This is a genomic window from Bradyrhizobium australiense, from assembly GCF_013114825.1.
Classification (GTDB): domain Bacteria; phylum Pseudomonadota; class Alphaproteobacteria; order Rhizobiales; family Xanthobacteraceae; genus Bradyrhizobium; species Bradyrhizobium australiense.
The window spans coordinates 427,653-452,423 of sequence record NZ_JAAVLX010000002.1 but is presented as its reverse complement, the minus strand read 5'-3'; the positions used below and the strand labels follow the sequence as shown (position 1 = coordinate 452,423).

Genomic DNA, 24,771 nt, shown 5'->3' with positions numbered 1-24,771 from the left:
TATCCCCCCTCTCAGCCCTTCACTAAATCCCCCAGCGAGTTTGCCGCTACCGTTAGCTTGGCGAGCGTCAGGCCACTGGCAGCAATCTCTTCGACCGAACGGCGGGTGCGTGTAGCTTCAGGATGGGATGCGAGCCAATTCTCGGCGGCCTGTTGGCCGGACTGGCTGGTTGCCAGCATATTGGCCACCAGTTTTCTCTCGGCAGCTGCGATCTGGTCAACTGCCCGGTCGATCGCGAGACGCTCGAAATAATCGTTCGCAGGCACATTCCGCGCAGCGAGGACGATGCGGTCCAGACGGAAATTGGCCTTGGCGGCGAAGAAGGTCGCCGCCGTATCGCCGATGGCGCGGTTGGTGCGCTCCGCGACCCTCACGATATCGGGGGCAGAAACCAGGGCGTCAAGGTCAGCGAGTTCGCCGGCAATTTCCGCCGGGACGCTGGCATCGATCAGGCCCTGTCTGCGCTTGCGGCGCTCGGCCTGGATGTCCTCCGGCAGATTATTGTCGAGGGCGTCGGCGATTTCACGGATGCCGGAGCCATAGCGCGAGATCACCGCGTTCAGACCGGCGCTGAAATCGATATTGCGCACGTACCAGACCATGCGGGAGTGCAGAAGATCCTGAACCGAGGCGTAGAGGCCGAGCTGCAATTGACCGTCGATCTTGTTGTCCAGCGCATCAATCGCGTCGCTCAGCCGTTCGAGGCCGTAGGACTCGTTGACCGCCTCGAACGCCATCGCGATGACGGGCAGGTCGGCACCCGTCTCGTCGATCAGGCGTACGACGCAAGCCGGGCCACCGCGATTGATCATGGCATTGGCGAGATTGGTCGAGATGATCTCCCGCCGCAGGCGATGGTGCTCCACTGCATCGGGCAGCTTGTCCCGAACTTCGTGGGGGAAATATTGGGACAATTCGCGGGCGAGATAAGCATCGTCCGGCACGCTGGTCGCGAGCAAATCATCGTAGAGCGTCAGCTTGGCGTAAGCGAGCAGCACCGCTAGTTCCGGTCGCGCGAAGGGCTGGCCGCGCAGGCTGCGCTCGGCGATCGCCGCATCGTCGGGTAGGTACTCGACGCCACGGTCGAGCTGACCGCGCCGCTCGAGCGATTGCATCAGACGAGCAAGAAGGCCGTTGTCTGCCGCCCCTCGGCGTTCTGCGAGCGACAACGCCAGCGTCTGCAGGTAGTTGTTGCGCAGCACCAGCGTGCCGACCTCCTCGGTCATCGCGACGAGCAGGTTGTTGCGATCGTTCTGGCTGAGTCGTCCGTCGCGTTCAGGACGGGCCAGCGCAATCTTGAGATTGACCTCGACGTCGGAGGTATTGACCCCGGCCGAATTGTCGATCGCGTCGGTGTTGAGCCTGATGCCGTTCTGCGCCGCCTCGATGCGGCCGCGCTGGGTTGCGCCGAGATTGGCGCCTTCGCCGATCACCCGGGCACGTACATCCGCGCCTCTGATACGGATCGGATCGTTGGCGCGGTCGCCGCACTGATCGTCGCTTTCCCCGGAAGCGCGGATATAGGTGCCTATGCCGCCGAACCAGAGGAGGTCGACGCGTGCCTTCAAAATTGCCCTCATCACTTCAAATGGCGCGGCTTGCGGCTTGTCCAAATCGAGCAAGGCACGCACTTCCGGCGCAAGCGGGATGGCCTTGAGTGAGCGTGAGAACACCCCTCCGCCCTGTGAGATTAACGATTTGTCGTAATCCTGCCAGCTTGACCGCGCCAAGTTGAACATGCGCAATCGCTCGGCATGGCTGATCGCCGGGTCGGGTGAGGGATCGAGGAAGATGTCGCGGTGATCGAAAGCCGCTACGAGCTTGGTCGCGGGCGAGAGCAGCATGCCATTGCCGAAAACGTCGCCAGACATGTCGCCGACACCGGCAACGGTGAAGGGCACAGTCTGGATATCGGTGCCGATTTCGCGGAAATGGCGTTTGACTGCTTCCCACGCTCCGCGCGCGGTGATGCCCATCTTCTTGTGGTCGTAACCCTGACTACCGCCGGAGGCGAACGCATCACCGAGCCAATGCCCTTTCTCGATGGAGATCGCGTTGGCGGTATCAGAAAAGGTGGCAGTGCCCTTATCGGCGGCAACCACCAGATAGGGATCATCGCCATCGTGCCGCACGGTGTTGTCGGGCGGCGCGATCGTGTCGCCATCGAGGTTATCGGTGAGTTCGAGCAGCGAGCGAACGAAGATGCGATAAGCTTCGGTGCCTTCCGCCAACCAGCCATCGCGATCGGCTGGCGACGGCAAGCGTTTGGGCACGAAGCCGCCTTTGGCGCCGACTGGCACGATAACGGCATTCTTGACCTGTTGGGCCTTGACCAGACCCAGGATCTCGGTGCGGAAATCCTGGGGCCGGTCGGACCAGCGCAAGCCGCCGCGCGCCACTTTGCCAAAGCGCAGATGAATGCCTTCGACACGTGGTGAGTAGACAAATATCTCGTAAAGCGGCCGGGGCGCTGGTAAATCCTCGATCTTACCAGCTTCGAACTTGAAGGAGATCACCGGACGCGGGTGGCCGTCCTCGCCGATCTGCCACAGATTGGTTCGGATGGCGGCCTGCACCAGGTTGCTGAAACGGCGCAGGATGCGGTCTTCGTCGAGTGAGGCGACGGATTTGAGCTGTTCCTCGATCTCGGCGAGAATCGTCGTTTCGCGTGCCGAGCGCTCGGAATCGGTGACGACGAGGCGCGGGTCGAAGCGAGCTTGAAACAGAGCGACAATACTGACGGTGATCACGCTGTTTTTGCACAACGTCTCCCACATATAGTTCTGGCTGAACGGAGCGCGGATCTGGTGCAGGTAGTGGGAGAGGGCCCGGACGGCCGAAATTTCACGCCAGCTCAGGTTTGTCCGCAGAATGAGGGCATTGTAGCCGTCGGATTCGGCACGATCGCCTACCACCGCCATGATTGAGGCTTCAAGACGTTGGTTGAATTCCGGTCCGATGATGACCGGCTGGCCGTCACTGGCATCGAGCGTCATATCGTGCAGCCATACCGGTGCCGGTGCCGGAGTGCCGCCGGGCACGATCTGATAGGTGCGTTCTTTGACCACGCGAAGCCCGTGATTTTCGATCACCGGGACTCGGTAGGACAGCGACAATGGCTCGTCACGCGAGAAAACCTTGAGGCCGAAGCGCGATGGATCATCTTCGCCTTCTGAGCGGTAGACCGAAATCGCCACCGGACGAGCGGGGGTGAGCTTTTCGATAGTGGCGATATCGGCAATTGCTTCCTTCGTATCGAAGACTTCAGTGTAGCCGCCCGTAAAGGCGTGGGCATAGCGGTTGGCGAGCATGCGGGCACGTATGCCATCGGTGGAGGCGACGAGCGCCGCCTTCAGCTTGTCGGCCCAGGTCGCGGCGATGGCACTAATGCCGGCTTCCAACGTGCTGCGCTCGATGACTGGTGTCTCACCTTCATAGCGTCCGATAATGTAGTGGACGCGGGCGAGTGAGCCTTCGGGGAAGGAGGCGTAGGAGGCCGACACGATCCCCTTATAGACCTGCGCCAGAAAAGCCGCGATCCTTGTACCTACATCGACATCGTATTTCTCGCGCGGAATGAAGACGAGGATCGAAACGAAGCGGTTGAATTTGTCCGCCCGTGACAGTGCCCGGACCCGAGGGCGCTCGTGAAGCATTAGGATCGCCATGACGAAATTGTAGAGCGTCTCGGCATCGACCTGGAATAATTCGTCGCGCGGATACTCTTCGAGGATGTGCTGGACCGCCTTGCCCGAATGGCTTTCCGGGTCGAAGCCAGCACGCTGCAGCACCTGAGCCACCTTGTGCCGCATGTAGGGAATCTGGCGTGCCGAACGGGTATAGGCGGCCGAGGTGAATAGGCCGACAAGGCGCAATTCTCCCTCTAGTCGTCCGTCGTGGGCGTAGACCTTGATACCGACATAATCCATGTGAACGCGCCGATGAACGCGGCTGCTCACATTCGCCTTGACGACGATGAGAAGCGTCGGTTCGCGCATGAATTCACGAATTTCCTGCGTCATGACCACCATTTCGGTTCCGCGGCGCAGGACTTTGAAGTCGGGATCGCGCAAGATGCCGAGGCCTTCACCGGTACTGACTTCGTCCGACGCGTCGGCATCGGAGATGAAGTGATATTCGCGCAGTCCGAGGAAGGTGAAGTTGTCATCGCACAGCCATTGTAGGAATCGGTTCGCTTCGGCGACCTCGTCGACCGGCAGCGGCGGCGGGTTCGACTGGAAATTCTCGATCGCCTGCTCGATACGAGCGCGCATGGCACGCCAGTCGGTAACGCAGGCGCGCACGTCGTTGAGCGTCTTGGTGAGGCCCTCAACCAACTTTCGGCGATCGGTATCGGCATCCAGCCGGGCGATGTGAAAATGGATCAGACTTTCGCGCGTGCCCTTTTCGCCCTCGGCCAACGTTTCGCCGAAGAAACGCAGGAGCTTGCCTTGGCCGTCGCGCTCCACGGCGATGATCGGGTGAGCAACGAGCGTAACTTCGATGCCTTGCTCGGCGAGCTCCGCCATGGTGGAATCGATCAGGAACGGCATATTATCATTAAGAATCTCGAGCACTGAAATCTCGCGCCCGTCCGGCATCAGCGGATTGAGCACGCGGACATCGGCGCTGCCGGCGGTACGTTGCTGCACATGTTGCCAAGCCTGATCCGCGAGGAAGGCCAACGAGGCGGCATCGTAGTTGGCGAGGTCCTCAATATTGGTATGGCCGAACAGAAGCTCGGCAAAGGCGCGGGGCGTCTCGCCCGGCTGTACGCTTCCCGCCGCCTCGCAGATGAGGTTTGTCCGGGCTTTATCGTCACGCCATGCCATGACGTCCTCCGTTTCCCGCGCTGGCTCCTCGCAGAGAGCATCTGCCGCATATTGCAGCGCAACCATAGGAGTATCCCTACTTTAGCTGCAATTCGTGCCCTCCGCAAAGCTTCTCAGCGTCGCTGCGTCCGTTGCTCTCGACGATCGCTGATTTTGGCGAGCAATCTTGAGCACCGCGGTGTGATTGGGGGCGGCTGATCGCGATCCGGAACGGTATCGAGATTCGTACCATGCGAACGGTTTCGCTTGGCATCGACTGGATCAGTCGACGATTGAAGCCAGCACGAGATTCTTTACCAGCGCCCGAAAATGCGCGCGAAGCTCACTTGGTGTGGCCGCCATAAAGACGACTGCGAGGTCTTCCTGCGGATCGACCCAAAAGTAGGTGCCGAATGCTCCTCCCCAGGCAAACTCCCCAGTAGACCCGGCCAGGTCAGCGCGCCCGATCTGGGTCCGAACGATGAAGCCGAGGCCGAAACTATAGCCCTCGGCAAGCACCGTGGAGGTGGTACGCGCCCGGACATTGGGATCGAGTTGATCGCTGGTCATCAGCTCCAGGGTCTTGCGCGACAAAATCCGCTGGCCATCAAGCGTACCTTTGTTTGCCAGCATCTGGGCAAAACGCAGATAGTCCATCGCGGTTGAGACCGCGCAACCACCGCCGCATTCGAACTTGAGCGGCCTATCGATTGCGTGCAATACCACCTGAGGCTGGCTTGTCAGAGGATCTTTGGGAAACGCCCGGGCGTAACGGGCTCCTTTTGCATCGGGGACGACGAAGCTGGTATCGACCATGCCAAGCGGCTTCCAGATGCGGTCCTCAAGAAAGGCACCCAGCGATTTCCCCGTGATGGCCTCAACGATGAGACCTAAAACATCAACGGACAAGCCGTAGTCCCAGACCGCGCCGGGTTGATTAATCAGCGGCGCCTTGCTGAGCAAGTCGATGAACTCGGGCCCGGTGTAGTTGAGAGCGGCAAAGGATGACGAGACCGGCTGCATTTCGTGTGCCTCGGTCGTCCCGTTGCTGCCGTAGGTGAAACCAGAAGTGTGCCGCAACAGGTCCTGTATCGTAGGCTGCCGCGCAGCCGGAACGATATCGACCGTGCCGTCGATCTTGGTCACGGCCAGCTGCATGTTGGCAAGAGCTGGCAAATATTTGTCTACCGGATCGAACAGAAACAGCTTGCCTTCCTCGTGCAGCATCATGATGGCGACTGACACCATCGGTTTGGTCATCGAGGCGATTGAAAAGATCGCGTCCCGAGGCATCGCAGCGTTGGCTTCCGGATCACGGAAGCCCACAGACTCGAAATGGGCAAGCAGCCCCCTGCGAGCGATCGCGATTACCGCGCCGGGAAGACGGCCCGTTTCAACCTCGGCCTTGAGGGTCGCCATAAGATGTTTGAGCCGGTCCGACGAAAGGCCTACCTTTTCCGGCTGACTCAATGGAAGCTGATCCGCCCGAACTGACCCTGAAAGCAAGGCGATCGCCAGCACTACCGATAGGGCGATTATAATTCGATCGCCGGCAGCCTTGAAGGTCTTCATGGCCTTGCCCGTTTATATCAGACTGAAGCACTGACCTCGGAGAAATAGACGGCAGATGAGGCTCCGCCATCAACTGCCGGCGCCGGTTTCGAGCGGGACAGCGTTGCATCCTGAGATCTTTCCCGAAGGCTGTCTAGACCCTCGCGAGCACCGGTAAACCGGCACAACCAAATAAGCCGCCAGAAAGCGACGGGCGAGCCGTCCACACCTGGCCCATAAGCCGACCTAGGCGCCGGCTACTTAGACGTCTGATCTCGGGTGGACTTTCAAAACTAGAACCCAGGACGCTGGCTTGCGGTGCGCGGACCACGCGAATGCACTCACGATACGCATTTTCGGCAGTGAGAATCGGCTTCAACTATCGGCGACAAATTTGCTGAGATTACTTACTCGCACAAACCAAAACGAACCTATAGATCGATCGAGAGCGCGGACGATTGCCCTATAGAATAAAGGAGAAATTGGCGCACCCGACTTCAACGCGTGACCTTTGTCTTCGGAGGGCAAACGCCCAAGTTATCCCAATAGAACATCTACCTTCGATCGCGCCGACCGAAATTGAAGTGTTGGACAGAAGTTAGGACGGGCCGCGATCGGACTCCCACGAGAGAGTGGAAATGCCAATTTCGGCCGTAGCTCAACTGGTAGGTTTTGGTCCCGGAAGATCAAGTTGACTGACACTCTCTCCGCCATTTACACGATTTTGCGCGCCAAACTCCGATTCGTGCGAGTTCGCTTGCTTCGGTTCGTTTGTTGTGCCGATTGCACGCCAATGGCCGGGGCAATGAGAGAATTTCCCGCTAGAGTGCGAGAGGCTCATTAAGCAGTTCGAGAAGATTTCGCATGGCGTTTCACCAGATCATTCGAGACGGTGTCGATGATCTCACCGGATAGTGCGGGATCTGGCACCACGCGGGAGAGGACAACCGATCCGATCATCTCGGCGAGCGCCGCTATCGCCGCGCTCCGCTTCGCTTTCGCACTGTGTCCCGGCACGAGCTTAGTGAGAAGGCCGATATAGTTGCTCACTATGCTGCCAAAGCACTCCCGCAGCTCCGGATCGTCGTGACGTGCCGCGTCGGCAGCCATTGCTGCAAGGCCGCACCCTTGCCCCGGATCATCTCGGTGGTAGTCCGACACATAATGACGCACGAGGGTCTCCAGCGGATCATCGCTCGCCGCAATACGGCCCGCGATATCCTCGCTCATATCTTTGTAGGACCGCTTGACCGCCTGAACGATGAGGTCGTCCTTTGACTTGAACTGCCGGTAGAAGCCTCCGGGAGTGAGCCCGGCCGCCTTCATCAAGTCGACAAGCCCGATACCGTCGATCCCACGCTCCCGAAACAGCCTTGCGGCGGTGGCGATCACACGCTCGCGATTCTGCTCGACCGTTTCCTTGCTGATCTTCACCAGCCCATTCCTTCCGATGGCGGGGCCGACACCTAGCGCCGGCGTGACCTCTTTCATCGGGGCCCGGACCGTGGTCCAAAAAGCCCCTTGACAATGATTACATACATAATCATAAATCGCGATGATTATGAACATAATCATTAAGGCCAACGACGAGGGAATTCGAGATGGCACAGGCGCAATCCCGCGCAGCGCGCGAAAAGGTCGCCCTGATCACGGGCGCTTCCGGGGGCATCGGGCTTGCGACCGGAGTTGCCCTGATCCGCGCGGGATATCGGGTGTTCGGCACCAGCCGTCAGGCCGCGCCCGACGAGGTGCGACAGGGCATTCATATGCTCCGCTGCGACGTCACCGATGATGAGTCCGTCAAACAACTGATCAAGGACGTCGTCGGCCTTGCAGGCCGGATCGACGTGCTCGTGAACAATGCCGGCCGCAGCTTGATCGGCGCCGCCGAAGAATCATCTCTCGATCAGGCACAGAGCCTTTTCGATATCAACGTGTTCGGCATTCTTCGCACGACCACCGAGGTGCTACCCACCATGCGCAAGCAGGGCCAGGGCCGGATCATCAACATCAGTTCGGTGGCCGGCTTCCTGCCCGGACCATATACGGCGCTCTACAACGCCACCAAGCACGCCGTCGAAGGCTATTCCGAATCGCTCGACCACGAACTGCGAACATTCGGCATCCGTGTCGCGCTGGTCGAGCCAGTCTTCACCCGCACCGCGTTGGAAGAGAATGGCGACAAGCCCGATCGGATCCTGAGCGTCTACGACAAGGGACGCGCGGCTATGAATGCGACCTGGCGCAACGGCGTCGCGGCCGGAGATCCCGTGGAAGCCGTGGCGGACAAGGTGGTGCAGGCTGCTACCGAAAAACAGCCGAGCATTCGCTACACGCCCGGAAAGATGGCGGGCCGTCTCCGCCTGATGCGGCGCTTTGTTCCCGAAAAGATGTTCGAGAAGAGTTTTCGCAAGCAGATGGGCGTGGCCGATTGATCCCTCGAATCGAGAGATCGCGAAGCAAGCTGAAATATCTTTTTCACCGAGGAGCGACCCATGAAGTACTATTTGTGCAAGTACATCCCGCCGCGCGCCGATTTTATCGCGACCATGGCCGCGGTAGCCGTCGAACTTGATCTCGTGAAGCCAGCGGGTGCCGGAAGGAACCTTCTCGATGGAGGAGTCCAGCCCGGGCTCGACTGCATCCGATTGAGGTATCCGTAGACATAAATCTTCAACAACGTCGCCGGATGATAGGCCGGCCTGCCTGTCGCCTCCGGCTCAACAATCATCGCCAACGACAAAGCGCGTCATCGAATCCTCCGGCCGAATCGCGGGAGAATCATATCATTGAGGGTGTTTCACACAGTCTGGACCCAAAGGGGACATTGGAAGTAACGGGGCTCCGCATTCTGGATGGGCCAGGATCTTTGCCATCTCGACAGAAATGTTGCGCGGGATCGGCGCTCTCAGCCATTGGGACGTATCCGGCCCTTTTCATTGCCGTGAAATCTCCGAGAGACTAATTGCCTCCGCCCACCTGCCTCATTGGTTTTGGTAGGATGTGTGATTGGGAGGATTGTATGCATATACTCGGCCAGCGTTTCACAAAAGGCGACGGCGTAAGAAGGAAGCCGGCGGCGCCTGTCCCATTGCATTGCAACTCTTTCTCGAATTGGCTTGCGGCCATGCGTTACGCGGACAATTCGCAAAGCGTATCGGTCCGTTCGCTGAAGGGAGGGGATGATCGCCACACCCTGCCCAACCTCCGCCATAGCGAGCAGCGTGTGCGGTGCACGACTCTCGAGCACAATATTCGGCTCGACCTCTGCGAGGCGGCACGCTGCGTCGAATAGCCTTCGGATGGAATAGCCGGGATCCAGTAGCAGCAACGGATAAGAGGCAAGGCGGGTGATGTCTATGAAACCTGCATGGCCTAGCTCTAGGGATGTCGCGCAAGCCGCCAAGGCCTCAGCTGGTGGTAGGACGCGGCTCTCGAAGCGGGGACCCCCTTGTTCAAGTCTGATGCCCACATGAACTTCCCCGCGTTCAAGCATCGCTGTCTGTTCAGCACCGAGTGCTTCAATCAGCTCTACATTTACGTTGGGAAAGCGCTCAGCGTATTGAGGAAGAAATCTCGCCAGCACACTTTCGATCGTGTGCGGTGGCGCGGCGATTTTCAGCACTCCCCTGTCTCCGCGCCGAAGGACCTCCGCGTGTTCGCGGATAGCGTCGAGATCGGTCATTACGCGGCGGCAATCCGCGAGAAGCTGTTTACCTTCTGCGGTTAATACGAGGCCCCGCCCGACACGGTCAAACAGCCTGAGCCCCAACTCCTGCTGAAGATCACCGATTTGTCGCGAAAGCGCAGGCTGTCCAATTCGCAGGCGCACTGCGGCTTTCGATACAGTGCCCAGTTCAGCGACTGCAACAAAGGTTCTTAGACGCCTCAGATCCATGGACCAAATTTATGCCTTGCCGGCATGGAAGACCAGCACAATTATGCATTGGACGTGGATCCACTCTGGCGGCATATTTGCCAACAAGCTTGGAATATCGCCTCCGGCATTTCCGGCGAGCGATGCGACCACGAAGATCCGAGCATAAGAGCGGGCTTCTGCTGCACGCCTCTATGAGCGCCTGAGTAGGAGGATCATCATGGAGAACAGTAAAAATAGCAGGAATTTCACCACCGAGGGGCGCAAGCCGATGCGACCCTATCTGTCCCGTCGGACGGTCCTCGGTCTCGCCGGGGCATTCGGGGTCGCAACGCCGATCGCGATGGTCGGTGGGGCACGTGCATTGACGGCAGTGAAGAGCGCATCTCTTCCTGATGAGCTCCCTCTTTGCCGCACGACTATGCCAGGGGAAAGGTTATCGGGACCGCAGCGAGCGCTCACACTTGCATGGAATGCGACGTCGATTTGCACGGCGGCGGCCCCTGTCGCAAAGGAACGGGGCATCTTCGCAAAACATAATCTCGACGTCGATTTCATCAATTTCGGTGGTTCGACCGAACAACTCCTCGAAGCGATCGCGACGGGCAAAGCGGATGCGGGCATTGGGATGGCTCTACGTTGGCTCAAGCCGCTAGAGCAGGGATTCGACGTTCGTATCACAGCCGGCGTGCACGGCGGCTGCATTCGGCTGCTCGGGTCCAAGGCTGCCAACATCACGAGCCTGGAATCGCTGCGCGGCAAGACCATTGCCATCAGTGACCAGGCAAGCCCGGCGAAGAACTTCTGCTCCATTGCGTTCGCCAAGAAGGGGATTGATCCGGTCAGGGACGTCGACTGGCGCCAATATCCGGCCGATCTGCTTGCGCTTGCCGTTGAGAAGGGCGAGGCTCAGGCACTCACTGACAATGACCCACGCACCTATCTTTGGCTCAAGGGTGGCAAGCTCAACGAGGTCATGACCAATCTCTCTGGGGAATTTTCCGATCGCATCTGCTGCGTGCTCGCTATCCGAGGAAGTCTGATCCGTAGCGAACCGGCCGCGGCAGGTGCATTGACACGATCAGTACTCGAGGCTGGCGACATGGTCGCTGACCGTCCCGCCGACGCCGCCGCGGCGTACTCCGTCTATGGGGGCAAGGGCTCGCTGGACGATCTCGGCGCCATGCTCGCAAGCCACACTCATCATAATCATCCGATCGGGACGGAACTCAAGCGGCAGATCGTATTGTACGCGAGCGAGCTTAAAGAGGTGAACGTGTTCAAGCGAAGCACGGATCCGACGAAGTTCGCAGAACGGGTCTACGTCGACGTCCTAAGCTGAGCGGGCAACAGCCGTGGCGATCAATTCCACCATGGATCAAGTGAGCCGCCCCACAATGATGGCTCTCGCCCAGTGCCAGAGTTCGATGCGGCGGGCATGGATCCTTGGAATGGCAGCGGCGGTATGGCTCGGAGTCGCCGTGCTCACGGGCGTCTGGTCCGACCAGCCGGGAACGGATTGGAGTTACACGGGCGACCTTGCCGCTGCATTTGGTGCGCTCGGCGCTGTTCTCGCATTCGCCACCCTTGCCAGCCCTTGGTTTGGCTGCTTGCCGCGCATGCAGCGCCTCGCACCGTGGATGCTTGCTCTCGCATTGCTTCTCGGTGCATGGGAGACGGTTACGGCGAAGCTTGGCCTCCTTCCGATGCCATTCTTCCCGCCACCTCAAGCTCTGTTGGAAGTCATAGTTGATGATCGCGTCCGCCTCGTCGAAGGTGTTCTCGCCTCGTTGCGACTGTTGGCAGGGGGCTATTTTCTTGGCGCCGTGCTCGGTTTCGTCATCGGCGTGGCCATTGGCTGGTCGAGCGCCGTCGGCTATTGGATCCACCCGGTCTTGCGGCTCGTCGGCCCGCTGCCTGCGACGGCCTGGCTACCGCTTGCGTTCTTTGTCTTCCCATCAAGCCACAGTGCGAGCACGTTTCTGATTGCGCTGGCGACTGGATTTCCGGTTACCGTCCTAACCTGGTCGGGGGTCGCAGGCGTGAGCAAGGCCTATTACGATATCGCGCGCACGCTCGGCGCAAACCAAAGCTTCCTCATTCTCAAGGTGACCATTCCGGCGGCGATGCCACACGTATTCGTCGGCCTGTTCATGGGCCTCGGAAACTCGTTCGCCGTCCTCGTTATTGCTGAGATGCTGGGCGTCAAGGCAGGTCTTGGTTGGTACCTTCAATGGGCGCAGGGGTGGGCTGCTTATGCTAATATGTACGCCGCACTGCTCATCATGGCGCTCATCTTCTCCGGCTTGATCACCCTGCTTTTCCGCCTGCGTGATCGGCTTCTGGCATGGCAGAAGGGGTTGGTGCGATGGTAGCCCACACGGCAGAGTCGGAACCTGCGCTTCAGGCCGGTATCCCATCGCAGCGGGGAGCCGCGCTCTCGATTCACGAGATAAGCCATTGTTTCGAGTTGGAGGGACGTCCGCTGCCGGTACTCGAAGGTATCAGCTTGCGTCTCGAGCCCGGAGAGTTCGTCGCAATCCTGGGTCCGAGTGGCTGCGGCAAGTCGACTTTGTTGCGACTGGTTGCAGGGCTCGACTTCCCCACGATCGGCAGACTATCCATGGACGGCCGGGCGATTGACGGGCCTGATGCATCCCGCATCATCGTTTTTCAGGACGCAACGCTCTATCCATGGCGCACAGTTTGGAGCAACGTTGCCCTTGGGCTGGAAGCGCGCGGGCTGCTTCGAAGCCATCGCGAACGCGTCGATGACGCGTTGCGACTGGTCGGCCTTGCTGGTTTTCCCACGGTTTATCCACGCCAGCTTTCCGGCGGAATGGCGCAGCGCGCGGCTCTGGCGCGGGCACTGGTCAACGACCCAAAGCTTCTCATTCTCGATGAGCCGCTGGGCCAACTCGATTCCTTGACGCGCATCATCATGCAGGAAGAACTCGTGCGACTCTGGCAGCGGGCGGGCTTCACTGCGCTTCTGGTCACCCACGACGTGGAAGAGGCCATATTCCTCGCTACTCGGGTCATCGTGCTGAGTGACCGTCCCGCACGTATCAGGGCCGAGGTTGTGAATGCGCGGCCTTATCCGCGTCATCGCGGCGATCCGCATCTGGCAGAGCTTCGGCGTGAAATCATGGGCCATCTGGGGCTTGCCGAGACCTGGTGAGGGCTAAGGGAGCGTCGCATTGACCGATCTGCTCACGCGCATTGAAGATCAGCCGCCCGAGGTGCTGGATGTCATCGCCAGATCGATGAGCATCCGCGCAGCCGAGCCAGCCATGCAATCGATATGCGCACGCTATATGAGGGAAATCGGTGTGCAGGACGCCCACGTGCTCGAGGTCGGCTGCGGCAACGGTGCTGTCACGCAGCTCATCATGCAACACCTGCGCCCGACACGACTCTTGGGTATCGATCCATCCTCGTTATTCATCAAGATGGCGAACGAAACATTCAACGGTGAGCCACGCGCGTCGTTCGAGCGCGGCGATGCCGCATCTACCGGGCAGCCGGACGCCAGTTTCGATATTGTCATTGCACATACCGTCTATTCCCATTTACTCGACCCCAAGGGTGCATTGGCCGAAGCCTGGCGGGTACTTAAGCCGGGAGGTCAGCTCGTTGTTTTTGACGGCGATTTCGCGACGCTTGGCGTCGCACTTTTCGATGGCGACCCGTTGCAATCGGCAGTGGCCGCGGTGCTACGCAATATGGTACACGCACCCTACATCATGCGGCGGCTCCCTGTTCTCGCGGCCGCGGCTGGTTTCTGCGTGCAATCGCTGGATCCCCATGGTTACGTGCAGACGACGCACCCCGACTACCTGCTCACTTTGCTCTCGCGTGGAACCAGCGCGGCCGGCCGGGCTGGCGAGATTGGGCAAGCACTGGTGGATGGCTACGAACGGGAAGCGCAGCGGCGCGTCGCCAACGGCACCTTTTACGGATCCATGCTCTTCCTAAGCCTCACCGCGCGCAAGATTGACGATGCGCCATGACCGCTTGTGGCGGCACTTAGCCGACATCTCGAAGTCCCCGCCGTTGCGACGGCAATTGCCTTTCGCTAGTCGCTTGATGGCACTGTTGTCGACGACGGGCCATTGGGTGGGACCGGCTTTTATCGAAGGCGAATCCCATTTTCCGGCGGTAGCTCAAACAGTGGGCTCTGGTCGAACAAGGTCGAAAATACTTGATCTTTCAAGGGGGATTGACTGACACTCTCTCCGCCGCACTGCTTCGCCATCGTATCCGCCAACTGGAAGTGACCGCATGTCCATGAATGGAATGCAGTAATAACGCCCCTTGGAGTCCGGTACGGTGATCGTCACCGGCCCCTTCTCGAGGTACAGCCAAGCCTGCGAGTAGAGCGTGTCATTGTTTGGGGTCGTGACGAACTGACCTTTGGCCGAGACGAGCTTGCGCTGGTGCTGGAACGTGTTCGCCTTGACACCCTCGCTGAATCGCGCGCTTCTCTGCCGTCCCATTTCGATCAGCGGCAGACCCCACATCCATGCGTCAGCGCGCTTTACGCAGGCTACCCCGAGCGTCGGTGGACGACTCCGTTGCGCGAGCGACGCCGGAGACCTGTGCGACCGTCGCAGCAGAGGTGAAAAGAAAGCGTCTTCGGTTCATGTTGTTCCTCCTGTCGCGTGGCTGGCGCGCCTCATCGGAGAGCGTCGAGCTTCCCAGAAGCCAATGCTTCCCGAAGCCGGAATTTCTGCACCTTGCCGGACGCGGTCAGCGGAAACTCGGTGCAGGCAAACCAGAGCGTCGGCGCCTTGTGGTGCGCCATCGCCGCGCGGCAGTGTGCGGTCAACCGCTCCGCGCATCCGGACGCGTTCGACCTTAGCCGGACGGCCGCGGCGACGACCTCTCCCCATTTCTCGTCCGGCGCGCCGAACACCGCGACATCGGCGACGTCAGGATGCTGCAGCAGGCAGGCCTCGACCTCGACCGGATAAATATTCTCTCCGCCGCGGATGATCATGTCCTTGAGGCGGCCCGTGACACGCAAGTAGCCGCGCTCATCCAGCGTCCCCAGGTCACCAGTGCGCAGCCATCCATCAGCCGTGATGGCCTGACGCGTATCCTCCGGTGCGTCGAAATAGCCGATCATGGTCTGATATCCACGGACTTGAATTTCGCCCTCAGTGCCGGTCGGCAAAACGCGAAGATCCAACGGATCCGCCACGCGCACTTCGACGTTCCAGAGCGGCCTTCCCACGGTGTGGACGAACTCGGTCTCCGGATCGTCGACGCTCGTCTGCGCGACGATCGGGCTGAGCTCGGTCTGACCGAAGACGGTGACAACCGGAAGGCCGAGCGCTTCCTTTACGCGGCGATGGATCTCCGGAGAGACCGGCGCACCTCCGGACAATGCGGCGCGCAGCGACGACAGATCGCGCGGGGCGGTCTTCATCGCGTCGATCAGCGCGAGCAGCATCGTCGGAACGCCGAAGACAATCTCAGCTTTCGTCGCTTCGATCGCCTGCAACACCGTCGGCGGATCGAAAAACAACGGGAGCACGAGCGTCGTGCGCGATGTCATGCATCCCAAGACGCTCATCACCGACCCGGCGGTATGGAAAAGCGGCATTGGACTGAGCAGGACGCTGTCTTCGAGGCCGGCCCTGGCGGCAACGTAGCTCGCGTTCGATACAAGGCCACGGTGATGAAGCAGCGCGCCCTTGGGGCGGCCCGTGGTTCCCGACGTGTACTGAATTTGAGCAGGATGTCCCGGGTCGATCTCGCGTAGGGGCGTCGCCCGTATGCTCCGGATTTGATCGAGCCAGCCGTCGAAAGCGTAACGCTTCAGGCCGATCATCTTTTCCATATCGCGGGCCACGGCTCCGGTGTCGACGCCGCGGAAGCTCGATAGATGGAAAAGGGCGGATGACCTCGACTGGCGCAGCACGAACTCGAGTTCGCTCGGTTTGAACGCTGGGTTGGCGGTCACAAGGACTACGCCAGCGAGCGCAGCGCCGTATTGCAGCACGACCCACTCGGGCACGTTCGGCGCCCAGATGCAGATGCGGTCGCCAGTCTCGAAGTTCCGCAGCAGCCAGCTCGCGCAACGTCTCGCGTCGTCCTCCAGGTCAGCGTACGTCCACCGTCGATCGGTGTTCGGGACCCCGACGGGCGACGGCATTGACGTCGGCACGACCTCGATCAGTGCGGTACCGTCGGGAATCTCGGCGGCCGTCGTGGCCAGCGCCCGGCCGATGCTGACGTCAAGGATTGCTCGCGTCGTATCGGCCGGACAGTATGATTCTGGGAGCCTCTTCCCGTCCATATTCATCCTCCCTCCCTCCTTTGCCTTGCTGGCATCTTCTTCTTTGTTTCGAGCAGCGTCCGCATCGCTTCGGCCCAGACGGCGACAAGGCGCTCGCGTCGCCCCGGCGAACTGCGGAGATTCTCGGAAATTGCGAGCCCTCTGATGAAATGCAGCGTCAGCGCGACGACCTCGTCGTAGGCGTTGGAATCCGTCCACTCGCCAAAAAGCTGGAAGTAGACTCGGTCGAGATCGCGCCGCGCGCCGCGTTCGGCTGCGATCAAGGCCTGCTTCAGCGCCGCGTCGGTGCGCGCGACCGCCCACAGCTCCAGCTCCGCGAGATAGGCCGGCTGACGCGCAGCGAAGGCGAGCGCCTCGACGGCTGCCACCAGGCTATCGGCTGGGCCGCCTCCGGCGCGGCCTTGCGAGACGGCCCTCTCGTTGCGGCGGACCAGTTCGGCCACGCTCGCGGCCAACAGGGAGGCGTGCGTCGGGAAATGATGGAGGAGGGCGCCACGGCTAACTTCCGCCCGATGCTGCACGGCGAGCGTTGTCGTGCCTGCGACGCCGGTCTCGATCAGGCATTCGACGGCGGCATCCAGGATGCGTGATCGTGTGGAATCGGCCCCTCCAGCCGGGCCTCCGGTCTTCGCCGTTCTTGACATACCTCTCCCTTCGACAGTCAGTGTTGACTGTATCACGACAGGTGTTACAGTCAACATTGACTGGTTTGACCGCGAAGGAATCCCATGCCTAGTTTTTCGACCCTCAGCATCACAGTCCGCGAGGACGCCCCCCGCATCGCGCGCCTCGTTCTTGACCGTCCCGAACGCTTTAACGCCATCGACGAAGCGATGCCCGGAGAGATCCGGGCCGCTATCGAATGGGCGGAGAAGAACGACGACGTGCACGTCATCGTGATCGAAGGCGCCGGCAAGGGCTTCTGCGGCGGCTACGATCTTGTCGCCTACGCGGAGAGCGAGATCGAGCACCCCTGCCAGCAGGAGAGCGAGCCTTGGGACCCTATGGTCGACTACGCTTTCATGAAGAAGAATACCGAGAATTTCATGAGCCTGTGGAAGTGCTCGAAGCCGACCATCGCCAAGATTCACGGCGCCGCGGTCGCCGGCGGCAGCGACATCGCGCTCTGCTGCGATCTGATCGTGATGGCCGAGGATGCACGGATTGGTTACATGCCGACACGCGTGTGGGGTTGTCCGACTACCGCGATGTGGACGTTCAAGCTCGGACCTTCACGCGCCAAGGAGGTGATGTTCACCGGCAACATGATCGACGGTCGGACGGCGGCGGAGTGGGGCCTGGCGAACGCCTGTGTTCCGGCCGAGCAGCTTGAGCCGGCAACGCGAAGGCTGGCGGACCGGATCGCCGGCGTGCCGAAGAGCCACCTCGCAATGCACAAGATGGTCGTCAACCAGGTCATGCTGAACATGGGCCTCGAACAGACCCAGTCGCTTGCGACCCTGTTCGACGGCATCACGCGTCACAATCCGGAGGGCCTGTGGTTCAGGCGTTACGCGCAGAAGCATGGATTCAAGGCTGCGATCGAGTGGCGCGATAGCGGACGTCCGATTCCGGAACGCGACGAAGCGCGCAAGTTGATCAACGAAATGGATCGCCGTAACTGAGGCCCGCCAGGAGCGTGATCGATGTCGGTCAACATCCATCCGGTCGATACCACGGCGCCGGCTACCTATCTGCAGACACCGGGCCTGATCGGGGGTCTTCAGTGCTGGAACATCCCATCTTCGAGTTTGCCTTCATGCGACGAGCTGGCACAACCCTCCCAAGGCGCTGCTCGGGCTCAGCGGTCTGGATCGCGGCGCGCTGGCGCATTGGCCTCTCGCTGGCGAAATGAAGGCGCATGACCGAACTCATTCTCCATCACTACGACTTCTCCAACTATTCGGAGAAGGTGCGCGTCGCGATGGGTTTCAAGTCGCTCCGTTGGAAGAGCGTGGTCGTGCCGCCGGTGATGCCAAAGCCCGACCTGATGCCGCTGACGGGCGGCTATCGCCGCGCGCCGGTTCTCCAAGTTGGTGCGGATGTCTATTGCGACACGCGGATGATTCTCAGGGAACTCGACCGGAGGCATCCCGCGCCGACGTTGTTTCCTGCCGGATGCGAAGGGCTGGCCAACGCGGTGTCGGCCTGGGCCGAAGGACCGCTCTTTCGTTCCATCATGTTGTATGCATGGGGCACCAATCACGATTTGATGCCGCCCCAACTGTTCGAAGACAGAGCTCGGATGAGAGGTTTGCCGGTTCCGAGCGTCGCGGCGGCAGAGAGAGCGGCGGCGCGCAACGCGCCGCTGGTTCGTGCGCAGTTGCCGCTGGTCGAAGATATGCTCGCTGATGGTCGGACATGGATCTGCGGCGACCGGTTCACCGTGGCGGATCTGTCTGTATTTCATGCGCTGTGGTTTTTAACGGACCGTAGCGACCGTTTGGCGCACGAACTCCAACGCCTCTCCGCCGTTCGAAGCTGGATGGAAAGAGTTGAACAACTCGGTCATGGCGAGCGTGAGGAGATTGCGCCAGATGAAGCGCTGGAGATCGCACGCAAAGTCGCGCCGGCGCCACCCTCGAGAAACGGCGTCCGGCATCCCGAGGATCCCGAATACGGTTCGCTCGTCGAGGTGCGCGCCGTCGACTACGCGAAGCATGCAATCGTAGGCCGCGTCGAGTTTCTCGACGTCGACGAGGTTGCCATCGGAATCCGTAACGATCGGGTCGGAGACATCGTGGTCCATTTCCCGCGTGTCGGCTTCGAGTTGCGAAAGACACGGAGTTAGCCGCGGATCAGGTCCGCTGACCAAGCGCCACGGCGCTTACCACTTTGGCAGTGCATTGAAGAACGCCCGGAGGAGCAAATGAAGATTGAGAACAATTCGACAGATGACGTGCAAGCTTATCGTGCGGTTGAGCGGATCTATCATTCGTATCTCACGGGCCTCATCCTTCATCTGTCGTCGCGCGCCGGGGCGGCTCGCGCTGCCGAGATCGTGTTCAGAATGTTCCGGCGCCAGCAAGCAACCCATTTCGTGGCGAGCCTTAAAAAACTCGGTTTGGACAGGCTGCCGCATGCAGTCGCCAGCGCACAGTACAACTATCTCGCCAACCAGGTTGGTGGCGTAAAGGTCGAATACGTTTATGAAAGCGACAAGAAGGCATGGATTCGTTATCCGCCTCCCCGTTGGCTTTGGTATGGCACCGCAATTTGTGGAATTCCCTCGGAAGTGTCGCGCGGGATGCTAAGGGGATGGCACGGCAACAATGGCGTGGTTCTCGGTAACCCTCGCCTCGGCTTCGTCTGCACGGGACAGACCGTCGACGGGCAGCCTGGCCTGGAGGGATATTACCGGGAGTACGATCACGAGCTTTCTCCGGAAGAGCGGCTGCAATTTTCGCCCGGTGAGCGCTGCCCGCCATTCAGGCCAGAACTTGCGCCACGCCTTCCCGAAACCAATTGGCCAGAAAGTCGCCTGAGAAAGGCACTCCGCAACTACGCGATGGATTATATCACGTCGATCCTGCCTGAAATGATGTCGGTACTTGGACCAGCCGAGGGAGGTCACTTGGGAGGTCTTGCTGCCCGATTGATCGGCATGCATACGTTCGACGATGTGGCGTCCATGCTCGGTGGAGTGGAGCAAGGTGTCGCAGGCTTTGCCACCGCACTTACGCGGCTGTTGCGGGGCCAAGGCGATGACGCAGAGATGCATCTTGAAGGCGACACGGCGATCGTAAGACAAACGACGTGGCGCCTCATGGCTGGACGGGAGCAAATGTCTCACGCCATATTCGATGCTTGGAACGAGTTGTGGATGGGCGCTGCACTCGCCCACGATCGCTTCATGCGCGTCGCCCTAATCAGCCGACGTGATGCCGGCGACCCGGTGTGGGCATGGGAGATTCGAGAGGGGCGGTAACTCGCAGTAAAACCGCCAACTTGAATTCGGCAGCACCGATGAACTTATCGGTAGATCGAGTCTACCAGTATCTCGACCAGTAACCGTTGAGCGATGACTTCAAGTCCCGTCGTTCAGCGGTTGGCCTCCGGTCAGTATCGTGCCACGCCGGAGGTCTCAGGGCCGTTCCGCACGGTCCAGGAAGGCGTGCTCGCCGGGCTTGCCGCTGTGGAGATCGATGGCCATGCACGACCGGGTTTCCAGGTCCTTTCCTCCCGGACCGAATTTCTGCGCCCGGTGCCGCTTGGAAAGCCTCTCGACGTCACGGTCGACAAGGTTCAGCAAGAGTGCCGCACTGCTACGCTTGGTGCGGTCATACTTGGCTCAGGCGAGGGCTGTGTGCGCAGCACCATCACACTGTCGTGTCCCGTTCACAGAGAAGCATTCGAGAAATTGAGCCCATTCAGTGCGGTCACGCCGCCGAAGCTTTGTCGCCGCGTCAACGGCCGCTCTCCTTATGCGGCCCTTGGTTGTCTGATCGCGCGGCATTCTGAACGCAGAAAATTCCTCATGCTGTCAATGGGTGAATGGAACAGGAAAATTCAGAAGGATCATTGACTCTACTCATGAATTCGTAGGATTTTGATTCTGCTGTCGGGCTCTTTTCCGCGGCGGTGGGCCAATCGCACATCAAATGGCTCTTGGACTTGAACCTAGTCGGGGACAATGTTGGTCAGTGATCGATCGCGCACAAACCGCGGTCTTTGGCGGACTACCAAGACGCAATGTCCGGAGTTAGGCTGCCCTCCGGTAGGAAAACAGCGCTTTTGCAATAGTGGGTTTCGCGATGTAGCGGACCTCCGAATTGAACCCACGACGCTCAGACGGGCCGGGCTTTGGGCGATAATCCCCGACCCGCAGAACGCAAGTTTTCTTACTCTGGCATAGCCAAAACTACGATCGCGGTGTTGCTGCGCTGGGCGTTGGGAGGTCGGCACGCTACTTTGCAACCGAAGGAAGCTCGATGAGGAGGTGTTCAAACTAGCGCGGTACTGCACGAGCTCTTGCAATACTGCGGCGCCGTACCAGACAACGCGCGACGTGGTCGAAGGACAACAGGTCATCCGCTAAAACACTTGAAAGGAAAGGAGAAGTGCCTCAACTGTGAGCCTGAACTTTCTGTCGGCCCAAAAATCAGTATTCCAGACGAGATGACAAAGCGAAATAACATCAACGTGTTATCGCATCGATTTTGCATTGCCCCCATGATGGACTGGAGCGAGAATTCAAGATTTTCAATTAGTTAGAAGGCGGCGTGTGCACGACGTGTGCACCGGGGGATCAAGAAAAATCTTAAAGGCCAGCGTTGGCGGTCGTCCTTGGAAGTGGAATTGATGTCCGTAGAAGCGTGAACGCCCTCAGAGTGACGCGGCGTAGCAAGAACAGGGGTCATCACCTAAAACTTGGAGTCGCCGCACGAGCAGAACTTGGCGATCGGCCGATCGCCAAGGGACCCAAGAAACAGTGAGGCGAAAGGTTGGTTCTTTCGCAGCCCCGTTGGCGCTCAGCACCACGATCGTGAATCGTGGGTTGGACTCCCACTCTCTCCCAGCACACGATTTTCTACGCCAAATTACGATTTTGGACTATTTCGCGCGCGGCAGTGCGCTGACAAGCCTCGGTCCTTGCGCGGGGGCAAGAATTCCTGACGCGGGGGCTCGTCCGTCCGCAGGCAATTCTATGCGGACGATGAGTCCATGTGGTTGGCGGTCATTAAGTCTCAGCGTTCCACCGTGCGCATCCACTATTGCGCGGGCGATAGACAGGCCCAGACCGAAACCCGGGCTTTCATCCATACTGCGCGCGTCATCTCCGCGCATGAAAGGCTCTAGCACAATCTGTTTTCTGGGATCAGAAATGCCAGGCCCGTCGTCCTCGACATCTATTATTATGATCTGCGGCGAGATCTTGAGACGGATCGTCACCTCCCCTCCGAACCTGACAGCGTTCTCGACGAGATTGGTGATGGCGCGATGCAAATCATCGGGACGGGCCATGATTGCGACATGTGGGGGGCCGTCGTAAACGATCTTGTGTCCCATATCGGCGAACTGATCCGCCACGAGCTGCAAGGTAGTCGCGATATCGACCAACGTCATAGACTCCAGCTTGCTGTCGTTACGCAGGAATGAAAGGACCGACTCGAGCATTGCGCGCATCTGGTCGAGATCGCCGAACATGCGGCTGCGAAGGGCTTCGTCCTCAATGAATTCCGACCGCAACCGCATTCGCGTGATCGGCGTACGCAGATCGTGACTGATCGCGGCCAGCACTCTTGTGCGATCGTCGATTAGGCCGGTGATTCGCTCGCGCATGCGGTTGAGCGCTTTCGCGACCGAGCGGATCTCTTCGGGGCCGCGTTCGGGCAGCGGCGACACGGTGCCGTCGAGGCTGAAACTCTCGGCCGCTTTCGCGAAGGCCGATAGCGGCGCGGTGAGCGCGCGGGCCGCCCACAGCCCGAGTAGCGTCATGCTGATGACAGCGAACAACAAGGTGATCATCCATGGCCCGCCCAAAAATGGCGGCCCCTTACGATCAGCGCGCAGTCTTGCGGAAAACGGCGCGCCGTCGGGCAGCGTAATGCCGATCCGTTGCATATCGCCCTCGCGGTCGAGCGCGATTATCCGATAGGCGTTGCTGAAGCGTCGGCTCAGGTCGTGCAAAGCGCGTCCATTGACTTCGCCAGATACAGGAGCGTTGCCGGAAGCAACGCCTTCGATCCCGAGCTGCGGGAAGGCGGTGGCAATATCCGCTGCTAGCCGCTGCCGCTCGGATGCTGGCGCGGCGCTAAGCAATTGGATGGCGCTAGCGAGCTGAGCATGTCCGCGGTCGCCGGGCGGCTCTGATTCGTCCGGGCGATTCACGAAGAACACCGTCGTGATGATCAAATGAATAGCGAGGATCGAGGCGACCACCAGCGCCGCGAGTTGCCCGCCGATGCCTCTGAGATGGAGGAGAGACAGCGTCATGCTTAGTTGCCGGCGCCGACCGCGTCCACCCGCGGGGTGAACATGTAGCCGCCGGATCGCACCGTCTTGATAAGAGTTGGTTCTTGCTGATCTGGTTCGATCTTGCGGCGGATGCGGCTAACTAGGACGTCGATACTGCGCTCGAATGAGCCAGCATTGCGACCCTGGGTGAGATCGAGAAGACTCTCGCGCGATAGCACGCGGCCGGGGCGTTCGCAGAACGTCCACAATAAGTCGAACTCGGCGCTTGTCATTGCAACGCGGGCACCCTCGGGATTGCGTAATTCGCGCAGGCGGAAATCGATTCGCCAGCGCAGGAAGGTTAACGCGGTCGCACCGTCGTTCGCGCTCGCGGTACCGGCGATCGCCTGCCGCCGGAGCACTGCGTTGATCCGTGCCAGTAGTTCGCGCGGATTGAACGGCTTTGCAAGGTAGTCGTCGGCGCCCATCTCAAGACCAAGAATGCGATCAACGTCCTCGCCACGCGCAGTCAGCATGATAATCGGCGTATGTGATTGCGCGCGGACCGTGCGGCACAGGCTCAAGCCGTCTTCGCCTGGCAGCATGACGTCAAGAATTATGAGGTCGACGCGGTGGTCGGTCATTGCCCGGAACATCTCGCGACCATCTGATGCGATCGTCACGTTGCAGGAGTTGTTGCGCAAGTATTTTGCGATGAGAGTCCGCGTTTCACGGTCGTCCTCGACAACAAGGATATTGGGCTGCAGGCGGGCCATGTCTACCTTTTGTGGGTGATTCGAGGGGGTTGGTGAAAGAATGTTTTTTCAAAATGTTTCTGAACCGGCTTTAGTAACAGAATATAACAGATCGCAGGGCTTCGTTAAGATCATTGCCCCAACGTCCGCTTAGTTGCATGAACATTTGCCGAGTGTGCACGGCGAAGGCGGTGCGTGGAGCGACGGGATTGCATCCAACTCGACGTGCGCCCGATCGGGTGTCAGAGAACTCATTTCGACGCGGCGACGCGCGTCATAACCATCCTTCCCTCCGGCCCGAGGAGGGAAGGGCGGTTGCCTATTTACGCGGATCCTTCAGTACAGTGACTCCTTTTTGTTGGTGGGTAGCCCCAGTGGCCGCCCCGGCCACGACCCGCCTCGCCAATCACGACCAAAGCGTGGGACGGCAGCGCGCTGCGTCAAGCAGCAAACTAGGCAAGTCCGGGATTCAGAGGATTCAACGCTCGCTCTTCCAACTAAGGGCTGACCGGGAGAGAATCGGGTGGGATTAGACCAGGGCGTGCTATTTCGTCCCGAGCCGGAGTGTGAAAT

General features: G+C 60.0%; 19 protein-coding genes and 1 pseudogene. 10 read left to right on the top strand and 10 right to left on the bottom strand.

All coding sequences use genetic code 11. From position 1 onward, the window contains the following. Positions 1-11 precede the first annotated feature (11 nt). The 3 genes from HCN58_RS05755 to HCN58_RS05745 all read right to left on the bottom strand — a co-directional run bounded on the left by HCN58_RS05755 (position 12) and on the right by HCN58_RS05745 (position 7,796). Positions 12-4,832, bottom strand: a complete 4,821-nt coding sequence (locus tag HCN58_RS05755) for an NAD-glutamate dehydrogenase (RefSeq protein WP_171578374.1) — start codon at positions 4,830-4,832, stop codon at positions 12-14. A 261-nt stretch (positions 4,833-5,093) separates the two neighbouring features. Then, complete coding sequence (locus HCN58_RS05750; protein ID WP_171578373.1) at positions 5,094-6,383, bottom strand: serine hydrolase domain-containing protein; 1,290 nt, start codon at positions 6,381-6,383, stop codon at positions 5,094-5,096. A gap of 819 nt (positions 6,384-7,202) precedes the next feature. Next, positions 7,203-7,796, bottom strand: coding sequence for a TetR/AcrR family transcriptional regulator (locus tag HCN58_RS05745; protein ID WP_171578372.1), 594 nt, complete (start codon positions 7,794-7,796; stop codon positions 7,203-7,205). A gap of 167 nt (positions 7,797-7,963) precedes the next feature. On the opposite strand from HCN58_RS05745, the gene HCN58_RS05740 reads away from it, so the two are divergent. Continuing rightward, a complete protein-coding gene (locus tag HCN58_RS05740) occupies positions 7,964-8,797 on the top strand; it encodes an oxidoreductase (RefSeq protein WP_171578371.1) in 834 nt (277 codons plus the stop codon). Between the two features lie 60 nt (positions 8,798-8,857). Further along, complete coding sequence (locus tag HCN58_RS05735) at positions 8,858-9,025, top strand: hypothetical protein (RefSeq protein WP_171578013.1); 168 nt, start codon at positions 8,858-8,860, stop codon at positions 9,023-9,025. Here HCN58_RS05735 and HCN58_RS05730 read toward each other — a convergent pair. Both HCN58_RS05730 and HCN58_RS05725 read right to left on the bottom strand, forming a co-directional pair. Beyond that, positions 8,995-9,087: pseudogene (locus HCN58_RS05730) on the bottom strand (transposase); the annotation flags it as partial. The gene HCN58_RS05735 and the pseudogene HCN58_RS05730 sit on opposite strands and share 31 nt — an antisense overlap. A gap of 183 nt (positions 9,088-9,270) precedes the next feature. After that, complete coding sequence (locus HCN58_RS05725) at positions 9,271-10,260, bottom strand: LysR family transcriptional regulator (RefSeq protein WP_171578370.1); 990 nt, start codon at positions 10,258-10,260, stop codon at positions 9,271-9,273. Between the two features lie 199 nt (positions 10,261-10,459). On the opposite strand from HCN58_RS05725, the gene HCN58_RS05720 reads away from it, so the two are divergent. Genes HCN58_RS05720 through HCN58_RS05705 form a run of 4 tightly spaced genes read left to right on the top strand, consistent with a single transcriptional unit; the run spans position 10,460 to position 14,252 of the window. Then, positions 10,460-11,581, top strand: coding sequence for an ABC transporter substrate-binding protein (locus HCN58_RS05720; protein WP_235983403.1), 1,122 nt, complete (start codon positions 10,460-10,462; stop codon positions 11,579-11,581). A 55-nt stretch (positions 11,582-11,636) separates the two neighbouring features. After that, entirely contained in the window at positions 11,637-12,614 is a 978-nt protein-coding gene (locus tag HCN58_RS05715) for an ABC transporter permease (protein WP_171578649.1), read from the top strand. After that, positions 12,608-13,420 carry an ABC transporter ATP-binding protein gene (locus HCN58_RS05710; RefSeq protein WP_171578369.1) on the top strand — a complete coding sequence of 271 codons (813 nt, stop codon included), beginning with the start codon at positions 12,608-12,610 and terminating at the stop codon, positions 13,418-13,420. The genes HCN58_RS05715 and HCN58_RS05710 overlap by 7 nt, the downstream gene beginning before the upstream one ends. Before the next feature lie 19 nt (positions 13,421-13,439). Continuing rightward, a complete protein-coding gene (locus HCN58_RS05705) occupies positions 13,440-14,252 on the top strand; it encodes a methyltransferase domain-containing protein (protein WP_171578368.1) in 813 nt (270 codons plus the stop codon). A 153-nt stretch (positions 14,253-14,405) separates the two neighbouring features. On the opposite strand, the gene HCN58_RS05700 is transcribed toward HCN58_RS05705, so the two are convergent. From HCN58_RS05700 to HCN58_RS05690, 3 genes are all read right to left on the bottom strand, one after another. Further along, complete coding sequence (locus HCN58_RS05700) at positions 14,406-14,738, bottom strand: DUF1254 domain-containing protein (RefSeq protein WP_235983462.1); 333 nt, start codon at positions 14,736-14,738, stop codon at positions 14,406-14,408. 179 nt (positions 14,739-14,917) lie between these two features. Further along, positions 14,918-16,546, bottom strand: a complete 1,629-nt coding sequence (locus tag HCN58_RS05695; RefSeq protein WP_171578366.1) for an AMP-binding protein — start codon at positions 16,544-16,546, stop codon at positions 14,918-14,920. 2 nt (positions 16,547-16,548) lie between these two features. Beyond that, complete coding sequence (locus HCN58_RS05690; protein WP_171578365.1) at positions 16,549-17,190, bottom strand: TetR/AcrR family transcriptional regulator; 642 nt, start codon at positions 17,188-17,190, stop codon at positions 16,549-16,551. A gap of 84 nt (positions 17,191-17,274) precedes the next feature. Between HCN58_RS05690 and HCN58_RS05685 the strand changes: the two genes are divergently transcribed. The 4 genes from HCN58_RS05685 (at position 17,275) to HCN58_RS05670 (ending at position 21,071) form a co-directional block, all read left to right on the top strand. Beyond that, entirely contained in the window at positions 17,275-18,171 is an 897-nt protein-coding gene (locus HCN58_RS05685; RefSeq protein ID WP_171578364.1) for a crotonase/enoyl-CoA hydratase family protein, read from the top strand. Positions 18,172-18,407: 236 nt separating this feature from the next. Next, a complete protein-coding gene (locus HCN58_RS05680; RefSeq protein WP_171578363.1) occupies positions 18,408-19,337 on the top strand; it encodes a glutathione S-transferase family protein in 930 nt (309 codons plus the stop codon). A 78-nt stretch (positions 19,338-19,415) separates the two neighbouring features. Continuing rightward, positions 19,416-20,474, top strand: a complete 1,059-nt coding sequence (locus HCN58_RS05675; RefSeq protein ID WP_171578362.1) for a hypothetical protein — start codon at positions 19,416-19,418, stop codon at positions 20,472-20,474. Positions 20,475-20,594: 120 nt separating this feature from the next. Next, positions 20,595-21,071, top strand: a complete 477-nt coding sequence (locus tag HCN58_RS05670) for an acyl-CoA thioesterase domain-containing protein (protein WP_171578361.1) — start codon at positions 20,595-20,597, stop codon at positions 21,069-21,071. Between the two features lie 1,028 nt (positions 21,072-22,099). Here HCN58_RS05670 and HCN58_RS05665 read toward each other — a convergent pair. Further along, a complete protein-coding gene (locus HCN58_RS05665) occupies positions 22,100-23,482 on the bottom strand; it encodes an ATP-binding protein (protein ID WP_171578360.1) in 1,383 nt (460 codons plus the stop codon). A gap of 2 nt (positions 23,483-23,484) precedes the next feature. Then, positions 23,485-24,219 carry a response regulator gene (locus HCN58_RS05660; RefSeq protein WP_171578359.1) on the bottom strand — a complete coding sequence of 245 codons (735 nt, stop codon included), beginning with the start codon at positions 24,217-24,219 and terminating at the stop codon, positions 23,485-23,487. Positions 24,220-24,771: the final 552 nt, after the last annotated feature.

Coding starts and splice junctions, on each gene's coding strand:
- HCN58_RS05755 (WP_171578374.1), bottom strand. CDS start 4,832: ATGGCATGGCGTGACGATAAAGCCCGGACAAACCTCATCTGCGAGGCG.
- HCN58_RS05750 (WP_171578373.1), bottom strand. CDS start 6,383: ATGAAGACCTTCAAGGCTGCCGGCGATCGAATTATAATCGCCCTATCG.
- HCN58_RS05740 (WP_171578371.1), top strand. CDS start 7,964: ATGGCACAGGCGCAATCCCGCGCAGCGCGCGAAAAGGTCGCCCTGATC.
- HCN58_RS05735 (WP_171578013.1), top strand. CDS start 8,858: ATGAAGTACTATTTGTGCAAGTACATCCCGCCGCGCGCCGATTTTATC.
- HCN58_RS05725 (WP_171578370.1), bottom strand. CDS start 10,260: ATGGATCTGAGGCGTCTAAGAACCTTTGTTGCAGTCGCTGAACTGGGC.
- HCN58_RS05720 (WP_235983403.1), top strand. CDS start 10,460: ATGGAGAACAGTAAAAATAGCAGGAATTTCACCACCGAGGGGCGCAAG.
- HCN58_RS05715 (WP_171578649.1), top strand. CDS start 11,637: ATGATGGCTCTCGCCCAGTGCCAGAGTTCGATGCGGCGGGCATGGATC.
- HCN58_RS05710 (WP_171578369.1), top strand. CDS start 12,608: ATGGTAGCCCACACGGCAGAGTCGGAACCTGCGCTTCAGGCCGGTATC.
- HCN58_RS05700 (WP_235983462.1), bottom strand. CDS start 14,738: ATGGGACGGCAGAGAAGCGCGCGATTCAGCGAGGGTGTCAAGGCGAAC.
- HCN58_RS05695 (WP_171578366.1), bottom strand. CDS start 16,546: ATGGACGGGAAGAGGCTCCCAGAATCATACTGTCCGGCCGATACGACG.
- HCN58_RS05690 (WP_171578365.1), bottom strand. CDS start 17,190: ATGTCAAGAACGGCGAAGACCGGAGGCCCGGCTGGAGGGGCCGATTCC.
- HCN58_RS05685 (WP_171578364.1), top strand. CDS start 17,275: ATGCCTAGTTTTTCGACCCTCAGCATCACAGTCCGCGAGGACGCCCCC.
- HCN58_RS05680 (WP_171578363.1), top strand. CDS start 18,408: ATGACCGAACTCATTCTCCATCACTACGACTTCTCCAACTATTCGGAG.
- HCN58_RS05675 (WP_171578362.1), top strand. CDS start 19,416: ATGAAGATTGAGAACAATTCGACAGATGACGTGCAAGCTTATCGTGCG.
- HCN58_RS05665 (WP_171578360.1), bottom strand. CDS start 23,482: ATGACGCTGTCTCTCCTCCATCTCAGAGGCATCGGCGGGCAACTCGCG.
- HCN58_RS05660 (WP_171578359.1), bottom strand. CDS start 24,219: ATGGCCCGCCTGCAGCCCAATATCCTTGTTGTCGAGGACGACCGTGAA.